The sequence below is a fragment of the Arthrobacter sp. BG3 genome (assembly GCF_056680185.1).
Genome location: NZ_CM155270.1, coordinates 1,523,669 through 1,539,635 on the forward strand (window position 1 = coordinate 1,523,669; position 15,967 = coordinate 1,539,635).

10 protein-coding genes, 1 tRNA gene and 1 pseudogene are annotated in these 15,967 nt (G+C 68.9%); 9 read left to right on the top strand and 3 right to left on the bottom strand.

Annotated elements, in window-relative coordinates:
• Window positions 1-2: 2 nt before the first annotated feature.
• Window positions 3-1,097, bottom strand: coding sequence for a zinc-dependent alcohol dehydrogenase (locus AC1MFL_RS06655; protein ID WP_479814194.1), 1,095 nt, complete (start codon window positions 1,095-1,097; stop codon window positions 3-5).
• 184 nt (window positions 1,098-1,281) lie between these two features.
• Here AC1MFL_RS06655 and AC1MFL_RS06660 point away from each other — a divergent pair.
• Window positions 1,282-1,369, top strand: a tRNA-Ser gene (locus tag AC1MFL_RS06660).
• Between the two features lie 121 nt (window positions 1,370-1,490).
• On the opposite strand, the gene AC1MFL_RS06665 is transcribed toward AC1MFL_RS06660, so the two are convergent.
• Together AC1MFL_RS06665 and AC1MFL_RS06670 are read right to left on the bottom strand one after the other, a co-directional pair.
• A complete protein-coding gene (locus AC1MFL_RS06665; RefSeq protein ID WP_479814196.1) occupies window positions 1,491-2,267 on the bottom strand; it encodes a type 1 glutamine amidotransferase domain-containing protein in 777 nt (258 codons plus the stop codon).
• A gap of 569 nt (window positions 2,268-2,836) precedes the next feature.
• Complete coding sequence (locus tag AC1MFL_RS06670) at window positions 2,837-3,040, bottom strand: hypothetical protein (protein ID WP_479814198.1); 204 nt, start codon at window positions 3,038-3,040, stop codon at window positions 2,837-2,839.
• Between the two features lie 116 nt (window positions 3,041-3,156).
• Between AC1MFL_RS06670 and AC1MFL_RS06675 the strand changes: the two genes are divergently transcribed.
• The 8 genes and pseudogenes from AC1MFL_RS06675 to AC1MFL_RS06710 all read left to right on the top strand — a co-directional run.
• Window positions 3,157-3,975 (top strand): pyruvate, water dikinase regulatory protein, encoded by an 819-nt coding sequence (locus AC1MFL_RS06675; RefSeq protein WP_479814200.1) that lies wholly within the window; start codon window positions 3,157-3,159, stop codon window positions 3,973-3,975.
• 152 nt (window positions 3,976-4,127) lie between these two features.
• Window positions 4,128-6,539 carry a phosphoenolpyruvate synthase gene (gene ppsA / locus AC1MFL_RS06680; protein ID WP_479814202.1) on the top strand — a complete coding sequence of 804 codons (2,412 nt, stop codon included), beginning with the start codon at window positions 4,128-4,130 and terminating at the stop codon, window positions 6,537-6,539.
• Between the two features lie 58 nt (window positions 6,540-6,597).
• Window positions 6,598-7,014, top strand: a complete 417-nt coding sequence (locus AC1MFL_RS06685; protein ID WP_479814204.1) for a DUF1003 domain-containing protein — start codon at window positions 6,598-6,600, stop codon at window positions 7,012-7,014.
• Window positions 7,015-7,434: 420 nt separating this feature from the next.
• Entirely contained in the window at window positions 7,435-8,064 is a 630-nt protein-coding gene (locus tag AC1MFL_RS06690) for a hypothetical protein (RefSeq protein WP_479814206.1), read from the top strand.
• A gap of 196 nt (window positions 8,065-8,260) precedes the next feature.
• Window positions 8,261-8,977, top strand: coding sequence for a YcnI family copper-binding membrane protein (locus AC1MFL_RS06695; protein WP_479815357.1), 717 nt, complete (start codon window positions 8,261-8,263; stop codon window positions 8,975-8,977).
• Window positions 8,978-9,078: 101 nt separating this feature from the next.
• A complete protein-coding gene (locus AC1MFL_RS06700; RefSeq protein ID WP_479814208.1) occupies window positions 9,079-9,723 on the top strand; it encodes a DUF4232 domain-containing protein in 645 nt (214 codons plus the stop codon).
• 137 nt (window positions 9,724-9,860) lie between these two features.
• Window positions 9,861-15,005, top strand: coding sequence for an Lhr family helicase (locus AC1MFL_RS06705; protein ID WP_479814210.1), 5,145 nt, complete (start codon window positions 9,861-9,863; stop codon window positions 15,003-15,005).
• A pseudogene (locus tag AC1MFL_RS06710) lies at window positions 14,998-15,849 on the top strand (DNA-formamidopyrimidine glycosylase family protein); the annotation flags it as partial. The gene AC1MFL_RS06705 and the pseudogene AC1MFL_RS06710, both read left to right, overlap by 8 nt.
• Between the last annotated feature and the right edge of the window lie 118 nt (window positions 15,850-15,967).

The window sequence follows — 15,967 nt, forward strand, 5'->3', positions numbered from 1 at the left end:
ATTTACCTCGTGGCTTCTGTGTGGGTTGATGCGGTGGCGGGGTCTTCACGGTCCGGTACTTTGCCGACCGAGTGGTCACGGACCGAGCCGACACCGGCCGGATATTCAATCACGTGGCAGAGCGCGTCCAGTGCGCCGTCGGAGAGCCGCTGGACGACGTCGGGCAGCTCGGTGAGGGCGGACGATCCGGTGAGGAACGCGTCGAAGCCGGGATCGCTCAGCAGCGAGACGGCGAGCCGGAGCCGGTCGGCGTTGGTGCGGCGGTGGCGGCGGGCGCGGGCCACGACGCCGACCTGGCTGGCGCGGATGGACAGCCGGCGGGCGTGGAAGTCCTCGCCGAGCGGCACGGTGACTCTGCGGTCGGCGTACCAGGACATTTCGATGACGTCGCCGTCGTCGCCCGCGAGCTGCAGTGCGCGCGCCAGGCCTGCCTCCGACGCGGAGCAGTGGATCACGATGTCGCAGTCCCCCAGGGCGTCATCGGGGTGGCTGAACTCGACGCCGAGCGTTTCGGCGAAGGCCCGCTTGGCCGGGTCGACGTCGACCAGCTGCAGCCGTCCGAGCGGGAAGGTGCTCAGCAGCTTGGCCACCATGCCGCCGACGAGGCCGCCGCCGATCACGGCGACGCGGTCGCCGAGGCGGGGCCCGGCCTCCCAGATCCCGTTGATCGCGGTCTCGACGGTGCCGGTCAGGACGGCGCGGCGGGCGGGGACATCATCCGGAACCACGGTGAGTGAATCCACCGGGACGACGTAGCGGTCCTGGTGCGGGTACAGGCAAAAGACCGTCTTCCCCAGCCAGTCCGCCGGGCCGTCCTCGACCACGCCGACGGAGAGGTAGCCGAATTTCACCGGGGACGGGAAGGAGCCCTCCTGGTTCGGGGCGGCCATCTCCTCCGCCACGCATTCGGGCACGCGGGCGTTGTGCACCACCAGTTCGGTGCCTTTGCTGATGCCGGAAAACAGGGTGCGGACCAGCGCTTCGCCGGGGCCAGGGGTGGGCAGGTCCTCGCGCCGGAGCTCCCCCTTCTCGGGGCCGACGGTCCAGTACGCGGTGGCTGTGGTGCGGTGTGCTGGCTGTTTGGCTGCGTTTGTCATCTTGCTGACGAATCTAGTCCCCCGGCCCATTCGCGGGGAAGTATGGCCGGTCCGGGCGCGCCGCCGGTGGGCGGTGGTGGGCGGTCTCTTGGGGAGCCGTTTGCCGGTTCAGGCGGCGGCGCCCGGCGCGTCTTGCGGCCCCGTTTTGTGGATGAGCGCTGTGCTCCGGTAACCTATTCAGGTTGGTGACGTGTCCGAGCGGCCGAAGGTGCAACACTCGAAATGTTGTTTGGTGAAAGCCAACGTGGGTTCAAATCCCACCGTCACCGCCAAGTGGCAAAACCCCTGCTTCCCTAATAAACAAAGGGAAGTGGGGGTTTTGTTTTGCCACGTACGACAACTGGCGACCACCCCGTCGTCGGGGCGGCCGCCAGTTTCAGTGCGCAGCGGGTGTTAGTGCTCCGCTTCTGCAGCAGCCTTCTTGGCGTTCTTCTCGGCGTCCTTCTCGGCGCGCAGAGCCTCCGTATCGTGCTGTTCCTCGGCCTTTTCCTGGTGGATGACCTCCGCGAAGAGCTTCTCCATCTCCTTGGCCACGCCGGCGGCTGAGGCCGGGTTCTGGCCGGTCACCAGGCGCTCGTCAACGACGACCTTCTCCTCAAAGACATCAGCGAAGACGTGGGTGGCGCCCTGTTCCTCAAGCCGGTCTGCCAGGAAGAACGGGATGACCTTGTCCTTCCCTGCCGCAACTTCCTCGTCGTTGGTGAAGGCGGCCACCTTCCGGCCCTCGACGAGGCGGAATCCGTTGTCCAATTCCACGTTCAGCAGGCCGGCCGGTCCGTGGCAGACCGCGCCCACGAGACCGCCGGCGTTGTAGACGCTGGCTACGAGGTTCTGCAAGCCCTTGCTGTCCGGGAAGTCCCACATGGTGCCGTGGCCGCCCACGAGATAGACGGCGTCGTACTGTTCGGGATCAACGACGTCGACGCGGGCCGTGTTGTAGAGACCGGCGCGCGTGGTCTCGTCCTCCGTGAAGGCGACCTGGATGGGATCTTCCGTGTCCACCACATCGCGCGGGGGCTGGCCGCCCTTGATGGACGCAAAGTCGACGAAGTGCCCGGAATCCCTGAAGACCTTCCAGGGATGTGCAGCCTCGGCCACGTTGTAGCCGGTCTTCTCACCGGTATCGCCAATCTCGGAAACGCTGGTCAGAACCATGAGGATTTTCTTCATGAAGTATTCCTTTCGTCTAACTTCCACCCTACGCCAGCCCTATTCGGCCCTTCCGTCCCGGGCATGGCGCCCCTAAGCTTTCAACCCGGGGCAGCTGCCTCTACTCAAACGGGGGAAACAATGCCAGATTCATGGACGTGCGACCACTGCGGTGCCAGGACATTCAACCGAGAGGTGGAATCCACTTCGTTGGGTGATCGGGCGAAGCAATTTATTACAGTCCCGGCCAGGTGCAGCGACCCCCGGTGTCCCAACAGCGATCCTCAACAGCGCGGCTTGGAGTGGTGCAGTCCGGCTTAGGCGTCGGCCCTTCGCCAGGCGCCCGGGCGGAGCCAGGAGAGTCCGGCAAGCTGGCTCCATCGTTTTGAGACCATGGAGCCAGCCTTTGCGGAATCCGACTCGATCGGAACACCGATGTGGTCTCTCCCCAGAAAGATGCCCGGGCCAGATCCCAACGTCAGGCTAAACGGCTTAGCGTTGGCTAGCAATAGGCTGCAATTTGACTTGAAAATCCGGCGTCATTGTGAGCAGTGCGCCTGCAGACTCCCTGTGCGCATTTCAGAGGTTTCCTAGCCGGCGGGATGCACCACATCCTCCAGCGCTGACCTGTCAAAGAAGCGGATTTCTCCGGTTTCCGGAAAGAACACCGGAACCACAGACGTGCTCGGGTCTTTCGAGGTTTCGTAGATTTCCGGCGCACCCCCGTGCCGGCGGGCAATTGTTCCGATCAGGTCCGTACCGCGGACCTTGACGGTCCGGTATTTGTAGCTCATTCGGGCTCCTTTAGTGACGTGGGACACAGCATACTCCCCGCGGCCCAGCCCATCCCGGGCGGGTGGCAACTGCGTCATGGAAGAACGAAGGGCCTGCGCTGGTGCACAATGCGTTCATGACCAATGACGCTCCCCGCCCGGTCTACTTCCTTTCGGACAGTACGGGCATCACTGCAGAAACGCTCGGCAACACCCTGCTGACGCAGTTCCCCGCGAACGAATTTGACCGCATCACGGTCCCCTTCATCACCACCGTCAACCAGGCACGGGCGGTCGTCAAGGTGATCGACAATCTAGCGGCCACCGGCCCGCAGCCGATCGTCTTTTCCACGGCTGTCGGCAGCGACATCCGCCAGACGCTGGGCACCTGCAAGGGCATCATTGTGGACCTCATCGGGACCCACGTCGGGGTGCTGGAGAGCGCCCTGGGGACGCCGGCCAGCGGGGAACCGGGGCGGGCACACGGCCTGGGCAACGCCGCCCGCTACCAGTCCCGGATGGCCGCCGTCGAATACGCGATGGAGCACGACGACGGCCAGAGCCTGCGCGCGCTCGAAAAAGCCCAGGTGATCCTGGTGGCCCCGTCCCGCTGCGGCAAGACGCCCACCACCATGTACCTGGCCCTGCAGCACGGCATCTTCGCCGCCAACTTCCCGCTTGTCGACGAGGACTTTGAACGGGAAGGACTCCCCAAACCGCTGCGGCCGTTCGTTTCGAAGTGTTTCGGCCTCACCACCAATCCCCTGCGCCTGAGCCAGGTCCGCACCGAACGCCGGCGCGGCTCGCCCTACGCGTCGCTGCGGCAGTGCGGCTTCGAACTGCGCAGCGCCGAGCGGCTCTACGTGTCCCACGGGATCCCCTACCTCAACTCCGCCAGCGTCTCCGTGGAGGAAATGGCCGCCACGATCCTGCAACAGATGAACCTCAAGCACTAAGTGCCGCCGTTCACAAGTGTTGCGTGGACCACATCATGTGGAAACACCGGCGCAGACCTGTCACTGTGGACAAGACTCGCGCCCATTAACCGGCGAACGCCCCGCGCGGGGCGGACATACTGCATGCCACCATCTGCGAAGGAGCAGCAAACATGACGACAGACATCCTGTGGTTCTCAGAACTCGGCCTCAAGGATCTGGATCGGGTGGGCGGTAAGAACGCCTCCCTCGGCGAGATGGTGCAGAATTTGACGTCTGCCGGCGTCCAGGTTCCGGACGGCTTCGCCACAACAGCAGACGCCTACCGCGGCTTCCTGGCCGACTCCGGCCTGGACCAGAGAATTGCCGACCGACTGGTCGGGCTGGACACCGATGACGTGACCGCCCTGGCCGCTGCGGGTCAGGAAATCCGCAAGCTGATGCGCGAGACGCCCTTCCTGCCGGACTTCGAGGCGCAGATCCGCGACGCCTACAAGAAGCTGGTCGAAAAGCACGGGGGCTCCGAGGACCTCTCCTGGGCCGTCCGCTCCAGCGCGACCGCGGAAGACCTTCCCGACGCTTCCTTCGCCGGGCAGCAGGAGACCTTCCTGAACGTCCGCGGCATCGAGAACATCCTCGTGGCCATCAAGGATGTCTTCGCGTCCCTCTACAACGACCGCGCCATCGCCTACCGTGTGCACCACAAGTTCGAGCACGCCGAGGTCGCACTCTCTGCGGGCGTCCAGCGCATGGTCCGATCCGACGTCGGCGCCTCCGGCGTGATGTTCACGATGGACACCGAATCCGGGTTCCAGGACGCCGTATTCGTCACTTCCTCCTACGGCCTCGGCGAGGCCGTCGTCCAGGGAGCCGTCAACCCGGACGAGTTCTACGTCTACAAGCCGGCGCTCGAGGCCGGCCGTCCGGCCATCCTCAAGCGCGGACTGGGCGAGAAGGCCCTCCAGATGACGTACACGAGCAACCGCGAAATCGGCCACACCATTGACTTCGTCCCGGTGGAGGCCTCGCTGCGGAACCGCTTCAGCCTCACCGACGACGACGTCGAGCAGCTCGCCCGCCACGCCGTCGCCATCGAAAACCACTACGGACGCCCGATGGACATCGAATGGGGCAAGGACGGGATCGACGGCGGCCTGTACATTCTGCAGGCACGCCCCGAGACCGTGCAGTCCCGCCGGACCTCCGGCAGCCTGAGCCGCTTCCGCCTGAACGGCACCAGCCGCGTGCTCGTCGAGGGCCGCGCGATCGGCCAGCGCATCGGTGCCGGCAACGTCCGCATCCTCACCTCGATTGACCAGATGGCCGCCTTCAAGACCGGCGACGTCCTCGTCGCGGACATGACCGACCCGGACTGGGAACCGATCATGAAGCGCGCCTCCGCGATCGTGACCAACCGCGGCGGACGCACCTGCCACGCGGCGATCATCGCCCGCGAACTGGGGATTCCCGCCGTCGTCGGCACCGGGAGCGCCACGGATGTCCTCTCCGACGGCCTTGAGGTGACCGTGTCCTGCGCCGACGGCGAGACCGGCCTCATCTACGAGGGGCTCATCGACTTCAGCGTCGAGGAAACCGAAATCACCCAGCTGCCCGAGGCCCCGGTCAAGGTCATGATGAACGTCGGCACCCCCGAGCAGGCCTTCACGTTCGCCCAGCTGCCCAACCACGGTGTGGGACTGGCCCGGCTGGAATTCATCATCAACCGCCAGATCGGCATCCACCCCAAGGCGCTGCTGAACCTGGACGACCAGCCGGCTGAGGTCATCGCGGAAATCCGCGAGCGGATCGCCGCGTATGACAGCCCCCGCGACTACTACATCAAGCGCCTGGCCGAAGGAGTGGCGACCATCGCCGCCGCGTTCGCGCCGGAACCGGTGATCGTGCGGATGTCCGACTTCAAGTCCAACGAGTACGCCAACCTCATCGGCGGACCGGCCTACGAGCCGCATGAAGAGAACCCGATGATCGGCTTCCGCGGCGCCTCGCGGTACCTGGAGCCGTCCTTCCGTGACTGCTTCGACCTGGAGTGCGAGGCCCTGTCTTTCGTCCGCAACGAGATGGGCCTGACCAACGTCAAGCTCATGATCCCGTTCGTGCGCACCGTGGACGAGGCCAGCGGCGTCATCGACCTGCTCGCCGAGAACGGCCTGCGCCGCGGCGAAAACGGCCTCGAGGTCATCATGATGTGCGAGCTGCCGTCCAACGCGCTGCTGGCCGACGAGTTCCTGGACTACTTCGACGGATTCTCCATCGGCTCCAACGACATGACCCAGCTGACCCTGGGCCTGGACCGCGACTCCGCGATCGTCGCCGGCAGCTTCGACGAGCGAAACCTCGCCGTCAAGAAGCTCCTGAGCATGGCGATCAAGGCCTGCAAGGCGCGCGGCAAGTACGTGGGCATCTGCGGCCAGGGTCCCAGCGACCACCCGGACTTCGCCGAGTGGCTGGTCAACGAAGGCATCGATTCCGTCTCGCTGAACCCCGACACCGTGGTGGACACCTGGCTCCGGCTTGCCGGCGCGGCGGCCGCCACGGCTGCCGCCGCCGGCGTCGCGGCGGGCTAAGGCTCCTGTGCCGTAGCCGCGGGACAGGTTCGCGCCTGTCCCGCGGCTACCCTGAGTCATGACCGACCAACAGAAGACCTGGCACGAAGAACACACCGCTTCCCTCAGCACCGGCCAGCGCGCCGCCGACATCATGCGGAACGGAATGGGAAGCTGGCCCTTCGTGGGAGGCTTCATCGGTTTCATGTTGATCTGGGCCGCCATCAACACACTGGCCTTGGCGACCAATTCATGGGATCCCTACCCGTACATCCTGCTGAACCTGCTGCTGTCGATGCTGGCCGGGCTGCAGGGCGCCATCCTTCTCATCGCCGCCAAACGGCAGGACGCCATCGCCGCGGCGATGGCGCAGCACGATTACGACACGAATGTGAAGGCGAAGGAAGAGATCGAGCTCCTGATGGCCATCAACAGCCAGCAGCTCGAAATCCTCCAGGAACTCAAAGAGCTGGCAACGTCGAAAGCCTTGAACTAGGGCGGCCGCGTCGCGGCACTGGACTGCTGCACAACACGGGGCCGATGTTGCCGTCGGATGGTCCATTGAGCCGGGTCACCGGCACGCGGTTAGCTAAGTTCCATCAGCGTTCCGCACCAATGACGTTCAGGACACATCGTGACTTTGCAGCAAGATCGGGCCAATGGAGCCCCCGGCCTTTGGACCGACGCACGGACCGTCGGCCACCCCCAGGACACACCTGCCGAGGCCCCGTGCCCGGAGGACTGCCACTTCTGTTCGGGTCCTGAAACCGACTGACGCCAGGCCGCCCGGCGCCGGCTTCCCGCGCCCGGAACGCTTTTCGCAGCCCGGTAGAAATCGCCGGTAGAATCAGGGGAGTCCCCGCAGCCGGAAACGGCCGCGGGCAGCCATGGCCGCCGCTGGTGAAGGGAGTGTTCCGTGCGCACAGCCGCGGGATCACCTTTCCACGCCCTGCGCGCGGCCATGGTGGCAATCACCGCCCTGTCCCTGGCAGTCGGCGCCCACACCCTGGCCGGCGGACAGCTGCCCACCCCCGGCATCCTGCTGGCACTGCTGGCACTGACCGGGCTGGGCTCCACCACCGCGACCCGGCTGAGGCTCAACCTCCCCGCCATGGCGGGGCTGCTGGGCACCGGGCAACTGGTGCTGCACGAGGCCTTCACCGCCTTCAGCGGCCCGGCCACGCCCGGCTCCGCCTCCGGACCGCAGGGCGGACTCGGGCACCACCTCACGGCGGTTCCCCTCCCCGCCAACGTTGACAGCCGCCTCACGGATGCGGGGCTGGACACCCAACTTTCCCTGCTGATGCTGGCTGGCCACACCCTCGCAACGCTCCTCTGCGCCCTGCTCCTCGCCAAGGGCGAGGCGGCCCTGTGGTCCCTCGCGGCCTGGCTACGCCCCCTGTTCCGGCTCCCCGCTCCGGTGACGCCCGACGCCGTCGTGTCGCCGCCAGCCGCCGGCTGGCGCACCGAGTCCGCGCCGCTGCCGTGGCGGAACCTCCGGCGCGATTGCCGCCGCGGGCCGCCCGCCGCCGTCGTCTATTCCTGACTTTTTCCCGGCCGCGGCCGCGCCTGTTTCATCCTTCCCGGAACATCGGCATCCCGGCCGGGCCCCTCACCCATTTGTGCTCCTGCCCGCTGCGCAGCAGCACGCCTGAAAGGCAACCCCTGTGAAGACTTCACCCCTCCCCGTCCTGCGCCGCACCCTCACCGCCACGGCGGTGGCCGGCGGAACCGCTGCGCTGATGCTCGCCGGCATTTCCGGCGCCTCGGCGCACGTCGGCGTCACCCCGGATAAGACCACCGCGAACTCCTACGCCCTGCTGACTTTCGGAATCCCGCACGGCTGCGAGGAGTCCGGGACCACCAAGGTAACCATCACCCTGCCCGCCGAACTCAACGATGCGCAGCCCACGGTCAACCCGAACTGGACAGCCGCAAAGGTCACTCAACAGCTGGCCGAGCCGAAGAAACTCCCCGACGGCACCTCCATCACCAAGCGGACGAGCCAGATCGTCTACACCGCCAAGGCACCGCTGGAACCCGCCCTGAGGGATGCCCTGGTGCTCTCGGTGAAGCTGCCCGACGTTGCGGGCAAGACCCTGTACTTCCCGACGCTGCAGAACTGCGAGGTCGGCCAGACCGACTGGTCGCAGCTCCCCGCCGAAGGCCAGGATCCGCACTCGCTCAAGGCTCCGGCCCCGTCCGTCACGGTCACCGCCGCCGTGGCCGACGCTGCCGCTGACGGGCACAGTGCCCACGCGGCCAGCGCTTCGGACCCGGCAGCTGAGACGGTCCAGGCCGCCGCGGTGAACGACGCCGGCGCCCAGGCGCGCAGCTGGGCCGGACTGGTGGCTGGGGTCGGCGGCCTGGCGCTCGGCGGCCTCGCACTGGCCCGCAACCGGGGCAGCCAGCCGCGGCCGGTCCGCGTGCCGGCACCCGGCTCCGCGCCCAAGGAGTAGCTGACCTCGATTGATGCCCGGAAATCACAATCCGGGCATCAATCGGGCGCCGCCGTCGTGGCGTCGTTGACTCAGGCCGCGCCGGGCATGAAGGTGGTGCCATGACGGCTCAGCGAACCAAGTACAGACTGCTACTCACGACGACGACGGCCGCGGCAGCGCTCCTCCTCGCCGGCTGCGGCGCCAGCACGCCCCAGTCCCAGACGTCCAGCGCCCCGACGTCCTCCCCCGCAAGCTCCGCGAGCCAGCCCGCCGCCTCCGGCGCGGCGACGGCTACGGCCGCCAGCTCCCCGGCCGCCGCTCCGGCGGTGTCCACGCCGGCCGGCCCCGGACTGTGCAAGGCCTCCGGCCTGACGGGCACGATCGATTCCACCGGCGGCGGCGCGGCCGGCAGCGTCTACATGACGCTGATCCTGACGAACTCCGGCGCCGAGCCGTGCCTGTTGAAGGGCTTCCCCGGCGTCTCCCTCACCGCCGATGCCAACGGCGACCCGATCGGCGCCGCGGCGGTCCGCGACGAATCCACCCCGGTTGCCGACGTCCTGCTCGCCCCCGGCCAGGCCGGTGCCGCGACGCTGCGCTACAGCCAGGCAGCCAACCATCCGGACTGCATCATGGCCCCGGCCGCCGGCTTCCGCGTCTACCCTCCCGAGGACACCGCCTCGCTGTTCATCGCCCAGCCCAGGGATGCCTGCAGCGACACCGCCACGCAGCTGCTCACCATTGGTGCATTCCAGGCCAAGTAACACCCGGCAGGCGCCGAGGTGAGACTTCGCGCCCATGCCCATCCGAAACATGGGCGCGAATTGATCCCTCGCGGGGGTGATACCGCTTGGATTAGCGCCCGCCATTTCCTGTCGGCGGCTTAAGGCATGATGGAGGAATGAAGGGGCAGGAGCTCGCCGGCGGGACACTCGGGGCCGACGCCATGGACCGGTTCAGCCGGCCGACCCGGGACTGGTTCCTGGGTGCATTCGCTGCGCCCACCCCGGCCCAGAACGGCGCATGGAACGCGATCTCTTCCGGCGCGCACGCGCTCGTCGTCGCCCCCACCGGATCCGGCAAAACGCTCGCGGCCTTCCTCTGGGCGCTGGACCGGCTGCTCGTCTCCGCCCCCGCCGAACCCGAGGGGCTCCCCGGCCTGGCCGCCGTGAAAGGCGCCCGGCGGAAGGCGCCCAAGCGCAAGACCCGGGTGCTCTATATTTCCCCGCTCAAGGCACTGGGCGTCGACGTCGAACGCAACCTCCGCGCCCCGCTGATCGGGATCACCCAGACTGCCAAACGCCTCGGCCTGCCGGCCCCGTTAATCACCGTGGGTGTCCGCTCCGGTGACACCCCGGCGTCGGACCGCCGCTCGCTGCTAAGCAGCCCGCCGGACATCCTGATCACCACACCCGAATCCCTCTTCCTCATGCTCACGTCCAAGGCGCGGGAGACGCTGAGCGAGGTTGACACCATCATCGTGGACGAGGTCCACGCCGTCGCGGGCACCAAACGCGGCGCCCACCTGGCCGTGTCCCTGGAACGCCTCGACGCCTTGCTCCCGAAACCCGCCCAGCGGATCGGGCTCTCGGCCACCGTCGAGCCGAAGGAACTGGTGGCGCAGTTCCTCGCCGGCTCCGCACCGGTGGAAATTGTCGCCCCGCCCTCGAAGAAAACCTGGGACCTGACGGTCTCTGTCCCGGTGGAGGACATGTCCGACCTGCAGGGCGCCGCCGGCGCGTTCGACTCCGGACCCGCCTCCGGGCTGCAGCCGCAGGCGTCGATCTGGCCGCATGTGGAGGAGAAGATCGTGGACCTGGTGCTGGCCAACCAGTCCACGATTGTGTTCGCCAATTCCCGCCGGCTCGCCGAACGCCTGACCGCCCGGCTCAATGAGATCTATGCCGAACGGCAGCTGATGGCCGAGGGCGGCGGCTGGGGAGAGTTTGGCACCGGGGCCCCGGACTTCGAGCCGGCGGCGACTGCGGGGGCCCCAGCGGGCGGCGCCCGGGCGCTGCCCACCTCCACTGCGACCCCGGCGCACATGATGGCCCAGGCCGGCAGCACCGCCGGCGCCGACCCGGTCCTGGCCCGCGCCCACCACGGCTCGGTCTCCAAGGACCAGCGCGCACTGATTGAGGATGACCTGAAATCCGGACGGCTGCGCTGCGTCGTGGCCACGTCCTCGCTGGAACTCGGCATCGACATGGGCGCCGTGGACCTCGTGGTGCAGGTGGAATCCCCGCCCTCCGTGGCCAGCGGGCTGCAGCGGGTGGGCCGTGCCGGGCACCAGGTCGGCGAGATCTCCCAGGGTGTGCTGTTCCCGAAGCACCGCGCGGATCTGGTGCACACCGCCATCACCGTGGAACGGATGCTCGCCGGCAAAATCGAGCGCCTCTACGTGCCCGCGAACCCGCTGGACATCCTTGCGCAGCAGACCGTTGCGGCCACGGCGCTGGGCGCCATCGATGTGGAGGAATGGTTCTCGACCGTGCGGCGGTCTGCGCCGTTCGCTTCGCTCCCCCGTTCCGCCTTCGAGGCCACCCTGGACCTGCTGGCCGGTCGCTACCCCTCGGACGAGTTCGCCGAACTGCGGCCCCGGATCATCTGGGACCGGAACGCCGGCACCATCGAGGGGCGCCCCGGCGCGCAGCGGCTGGCCGTCACCTCCGGCGGCACCATCCCGGACCGCGGACTGTTTGGCGTCTACATCATCGGCACCGAAACGGAAGGCTCAGGATCCCCGGGCTCCGCCAGCGCCGACGGCAGGGCGGCCAGCCCGGCCGCGGCCGCGGCGAAGGGCGGCCGCCGGGTCGGCGAACTCGACGAGGAAATGGTCTACGAATCCCGGGTCGGCGACGTGTTCGCCCTGGGCGCCACCAGCTGGAAGATCGAGGACATCACCCACGACCGGGTCCTGGTCACCCCCGCCTTCGGCCAGCCGGGCAAGCTCCCGTTCTGGAAGGGCGACTCCCTGGGCCGCCCGGTGGACCTGGGGCGCGCCTTGGGCGCGTTCGTGCGCGAACTCTCCGCGTCCGACGTCGGGCCGGCGATGGACCGCTGCAAAGCGAGCGGCCTGGACGATTTCGCCGCCAACAACCTCGTCCAGTACCTCGCCGAGCAGAAGCTGGCCACCGAGGTGGTCCCCAGCGACACGACCCTGGTGGTGGAGCGCTTCCACGACGAACTCGGCGACTGGCGGGTGGTGCTGCACAGCCCCTTCGGCATGCCGGTGCACGCGCCATGGGCCCTGGCCGTCGGGCAGCGGCTGCATCAGCGCTTTGGGCTGGACGGCTCCGCGATGGCCGCCGACGACGGCATCGTGCTGCGCGTGCCCATGATGGAGGACGAGCCGCCCGGGGCCGAGCTGTTCCTGTTCGACCCGGAGGAACTCGAACAGATCGTGACGGCGGAGGTCGGCGGCAGCGCACTGTTCGCCTCCCGTTTCCGTGAGTGCGCCGCCCGGGCCCTGCTGCTGCCGCGGCAGAACCCCGGCAAACGGCAGCCGCTCTGGCAGCAGCGCCAGCGCTCGGCCCAGCTGCTGGACGTCGCCCGGAAGTACCCCACGTTCCCGATCGTGCTCGAGACCGTCCGCGAATGCCTGCAGGACGTCTACGATCTCCCCGCGCTCAAAGACATCGCCGCATCCATCGAGCGCCGCGAGCTGCGGATTCTGCAGACCACCACCCAGCAGCCCTCGCCCTTCGCCAAGTCGCTGCTCTTTGGCTACGTCGCGCAGTTCCTCTACGAGGGCGATTCCCCGCTGGCCGAGCGCCGGGCCGCCGCGCTGGCGCTGGATTCGACCCTGCTCAACGAGCTCCTGGGCCGGGTCGAGCTGCGCGAACTGCTCGATGCGAAGGTCATTGACGCCACCGAGCGGGAGCTGCAGCGGCTCGCACCGGACCGGAGGGTGCGCGGGCTCGAGGGGGTCGCGGACCTGCTCCGCCTGCTCGGCCCGCTGACCCCGGAGGAAGTAGCCGCCCGGCTGGAATTTGCGGCCGAGACTGCGCCGCCGGCAGGGACTGCCGCGGCCGGGCTCCTCCCGGCTGGGACCGGCCCGGTGCCGAGAGCTGCCGAGGCTTCGGCTGGGCTTGCGGATTTCCCGGCCGCCGAACCGGCGGACCGGAGCGCGGCCCCCGTCGCCGATGCGGCCGCGCATCTGGTGGCCCTCCAGCGTGCCAACCGCGCCATCAAGGTCAACGTCGGCGGAGCCGAGCGTTACGCCGCGGTGGAGGATGCCGCCCGCCTGCGCGATGCCATCGGTGTCCCGTTGCCGATGGGGGTGCCTCTGGCTTTCATCGAGCCGGTCGCCGACCCGCTGGGCGATCTCGTCTCCCGCTATGCCCGCACCCACGGGCCCTTCACCTCCGCCGAGGCGGCCGCACGGCTGGGACTCGGCGTCGCCGTCGTCGGCACCGCGCTGAAGCGGCTCGCCGCGGACGGCCGCGTGGTGGAGGGTGAGTTCCGCCCGCACGCCGCGCCACCGCCGCCACCGGTTCCGGGAGCTGACGACGGCGAAGCCGTCCCGGGTGCCGCGGAAGCGGTCCCCGGTGCGGGTGAGGCGCAGGCCACCGCCGCACGCACAGCCCCATCGCTGGCCGGGGTCAGTGAATGGTGCGATGCAGAAGTCCTGCGCAAGCTCCGCCGCCGCTCACTCGCCGCGCTGCGGGCCGAAGTCGAGCCCGTGGATGCCGCCGCCTACGGCCGCTTCCTGCCGGCCTGGCAGAACGTCCGTGTCCCGGGCAAGCGCGGGCAGTCGGCGCTGCGCGGGCTGGACGGGATCATTACCGCCGTCGACCAGCTGTCCGGGGTGCCCGTTCCGGCCTCCGCCTGGGAACCGCTGGTCCTCGCCAGCAGGGTGTCCGACTACCAGCCGGCCATGCTCGACGAACTCATGGCTGCCGGCGAAGTGCTCTGGTCCGGTGCGGGGGCGCTGCCCGGCAACGACGGCTGGGTCAGCCTGCATCTGGCCGACTCGGCCGAGCTGACCCTCAATCCGGCGATCGACTTCGAGCCCGGTGACGCGCAGCAGCGGCTGCTGGACCACCTGCGCAACAACGGCGGCGGCTACTTCTTCCGGCAACTGACAGAGGTCGCCGGCGGCATGGACTCGGTGCTCAGCGACCAGGACGTCGTCTCAGCGCTCTGGGACCTCGCCTGGGCGGGCCGGATCACGGGCGACACGTTCGCCCCGGTCCGCGCCATGATTGCCGGCGGCCACACTGCGCACCGGCAGGTCGCCCGCGCGCCGCGGGCCCGGGCCCCCAGGCTGAGCCGGCTGGGCCGCGCCCACGGGACCGGTCTGCTCGGATCCCCCGGCCTGACCGGAGGCCGGTACGGCTCCGTCACCGGGACTGCGCCCACTCCCCCGCTGGCCGCCGGCCGCTGGTCCGCCCTCCCCGCCCCCGAGCTGGATGCCACCATCCATGCCCGGGCCACCGCGGAACTCCTGCTGGACCGGTACGGCGTGGTCACCCGCGGTTCGGTCATGGCCGAGAACATCCTGGGCGGCTTCGGCCTGATGTACAAGGTCCTGGCCCGGCTGGAGGAAGCTGGCCGGTGCCGGCGAGGCTACTTCATCGAGCACCTTGGTGCGGCCCAGTTCGCCGTTCCCGCGACGGTGGACCGGCTGCGCTCCTACGCCGAGGACACCCAGCTCCACAAGCCTGAACCGGTGGCCCTGGCCCTCGCCGCGACGGATCCCGCCAACCCCTACGGCGCCGCCCTGCCGTGGCCCGCACTGAACGTCGAAGCGGGAACAGGCCACCGTCCGGGCCGGAAGGCCGGCGCCCTGGTGGTGCTGGTCGACGGATCACTCGTGCTTTACGTGGAACGCGGCGGCAAGACCCTGCTGGCTTTCAGCGAGGACACGGAGGTCCTGGCTGCGGCCGGCGCGGCCCTGGTCGGTGTGGTCACCCGCGGCGCGGTGGACAAACTGATCATGGAAAAGGTCAACGGCCACGGCATCCTCGACACCCCCATCGCTGCCGCCCTGGCCCAGGCCGGGGCCTACTCCACGCCGAAGGGACTGAGGATCCGTGCCTGAAGGCGATTCGGTCTTCCGCGCGGCCGCCCAGCTTCATGCCGCGCTGGCGGGCCAGCAGCTCATCTCCTCCGACTTCCGGGTGCCGCGGTTCGCCACGCTCAAGCTGGCCGGCTGGACGGTGACCGAGGTGGTCCCGCGGGGCAAACACCTGCTGATGCGGCTGGAGGGCCCGGCACGGCCGGGCGACGGCGGCCCGGCGGAACCCGACCGGCTGACGATTCATTCGCACCTCAAGATGGAAGGCACCTGGCAGGTTTACCCGCCGGGTGGCCGCTGGCGGAAGCCGGGCTTCACCGCCCGCTGCGTGCTGCGCACCGCCGCGGCAGACGCCGTCGGGTTCTCGCTGGGGATCCTCGAAGTGGTCCGCACCTCGGAGGAGGACTCCGTCGTCGGGCACCTCGGTCCGGATCTGCTGGGTCCGGACTGGGACCTGGCCGAGGCGGAGCGCCGGATCCGTGCCGCGCCAGAGGTCCCGATCGGCGTCGCCCTGCTGGACCAGCGGAACCTCGCGGGGATCGGCAACATCTACCGCTGCGAGGCCTGCTTCCTCTCCGGGGTGCACCCGGCGGCACCCGTCTCGGCCGTACCTGACGTGGCGGCCCTGATTAACGATGCCAAGGTGCTGCTGGAGGCCAACCTGGGAGCCGGCCGCCGCACCACAGTCCTAAACCCTCGTGGCGTCGCGGTGGGCCGGACCTCGGGGCTGCCCGGCTACTGGGTCTACCGGCGCGAACACCTGCCGTGCCTGAAGTGCGGAACTCCGGTGCGGCGCGGCGTCCTCGCCCGGGCCGCCGGCACCGAAGAGCGGGACATTTACTACTGCCCGGCGTGCCAGCCGGAGCCGGGCACGCCCACCGATGCGGGCACTGGTGCGGGCTCGGGCTTGGGAACTTTCGCGGACTCGGGCACCGTCCCGGCCAAGGCCTCGGGCACGGGCGCGGGCGCGGGCTTCGAGCCGGCGC

What these genes read in the sequence shown, in the direction of transcription:
- AC1MFL_RS06675 (WP_479814200.1), top strand. Translation starts at nt 3,157, where the DNA reads ATGACCAATGACGCTCCCCGCCCGGTCTACTTCCTTTCGGACAGTACG.
- AC1MFL_RS06700 (WP_479814208.1), top strand. Translation starts at nt 9,079, where the DNA reads ATGACGGCTCAGCGAACCAAGTACAGACTGCTACTCACGACGACGACG.
- AC1MFL_RS06670 (WP_479814198.1), bottom strand. Translation starts at nt 3,040, where the DNA reads ATGAGCTACAAATACCGGACCGTCAAGGTCCGCGGTACGGACCTGATC.
- AC1MFL_RS06695 (WP_479815357.1), top strand. Translation starts at nt 8,261, where the DNA reads ATGCTCGCCGGCATTTCCGGCGCCTCGGCGCACGTCGGCGTCACCCCG.
- ppsA (WP_479814202.1), top strand. Translation starts at nt 4,128, where the DNA reads ATGACGACAGACATCCTGTGGTTCTCAGAACTCGGCCTCAAGGATCTG.
- AC1MFL_RS06705 (WP_479814210.1), top strand. Translation starts at nt 9,861, where the DNA reads ATGAAGGGGCAGGAGCTCGCCGGCGGGACACTCGGGGCCGACGCCATG.
- AC1MFL_RS06655 (WP_479814194.1), bottom strand. Translation starts at nt 1,097, where the DNA reads ATGACAAACGCAGCCAAACAGCCAGCACACCGCACCACAGCCACCGCG.
- AC1MFL_RS06665 (WP_479814196.1), bottom strand. Translation starts at nt 2,267, where the DNA reads ATGAAGAAAATCCTCATGGTTCTGACCAGCGTTTCCGAGATTGGCGAT.
- AC1MFL_RS06685 (WP_479814204.1), top strand. Translation starts at nt 6,598, where the DNA reads ATGACCGACCAACAGAAGACCTGGCACGAAGAACACACCGCTTCCCTC.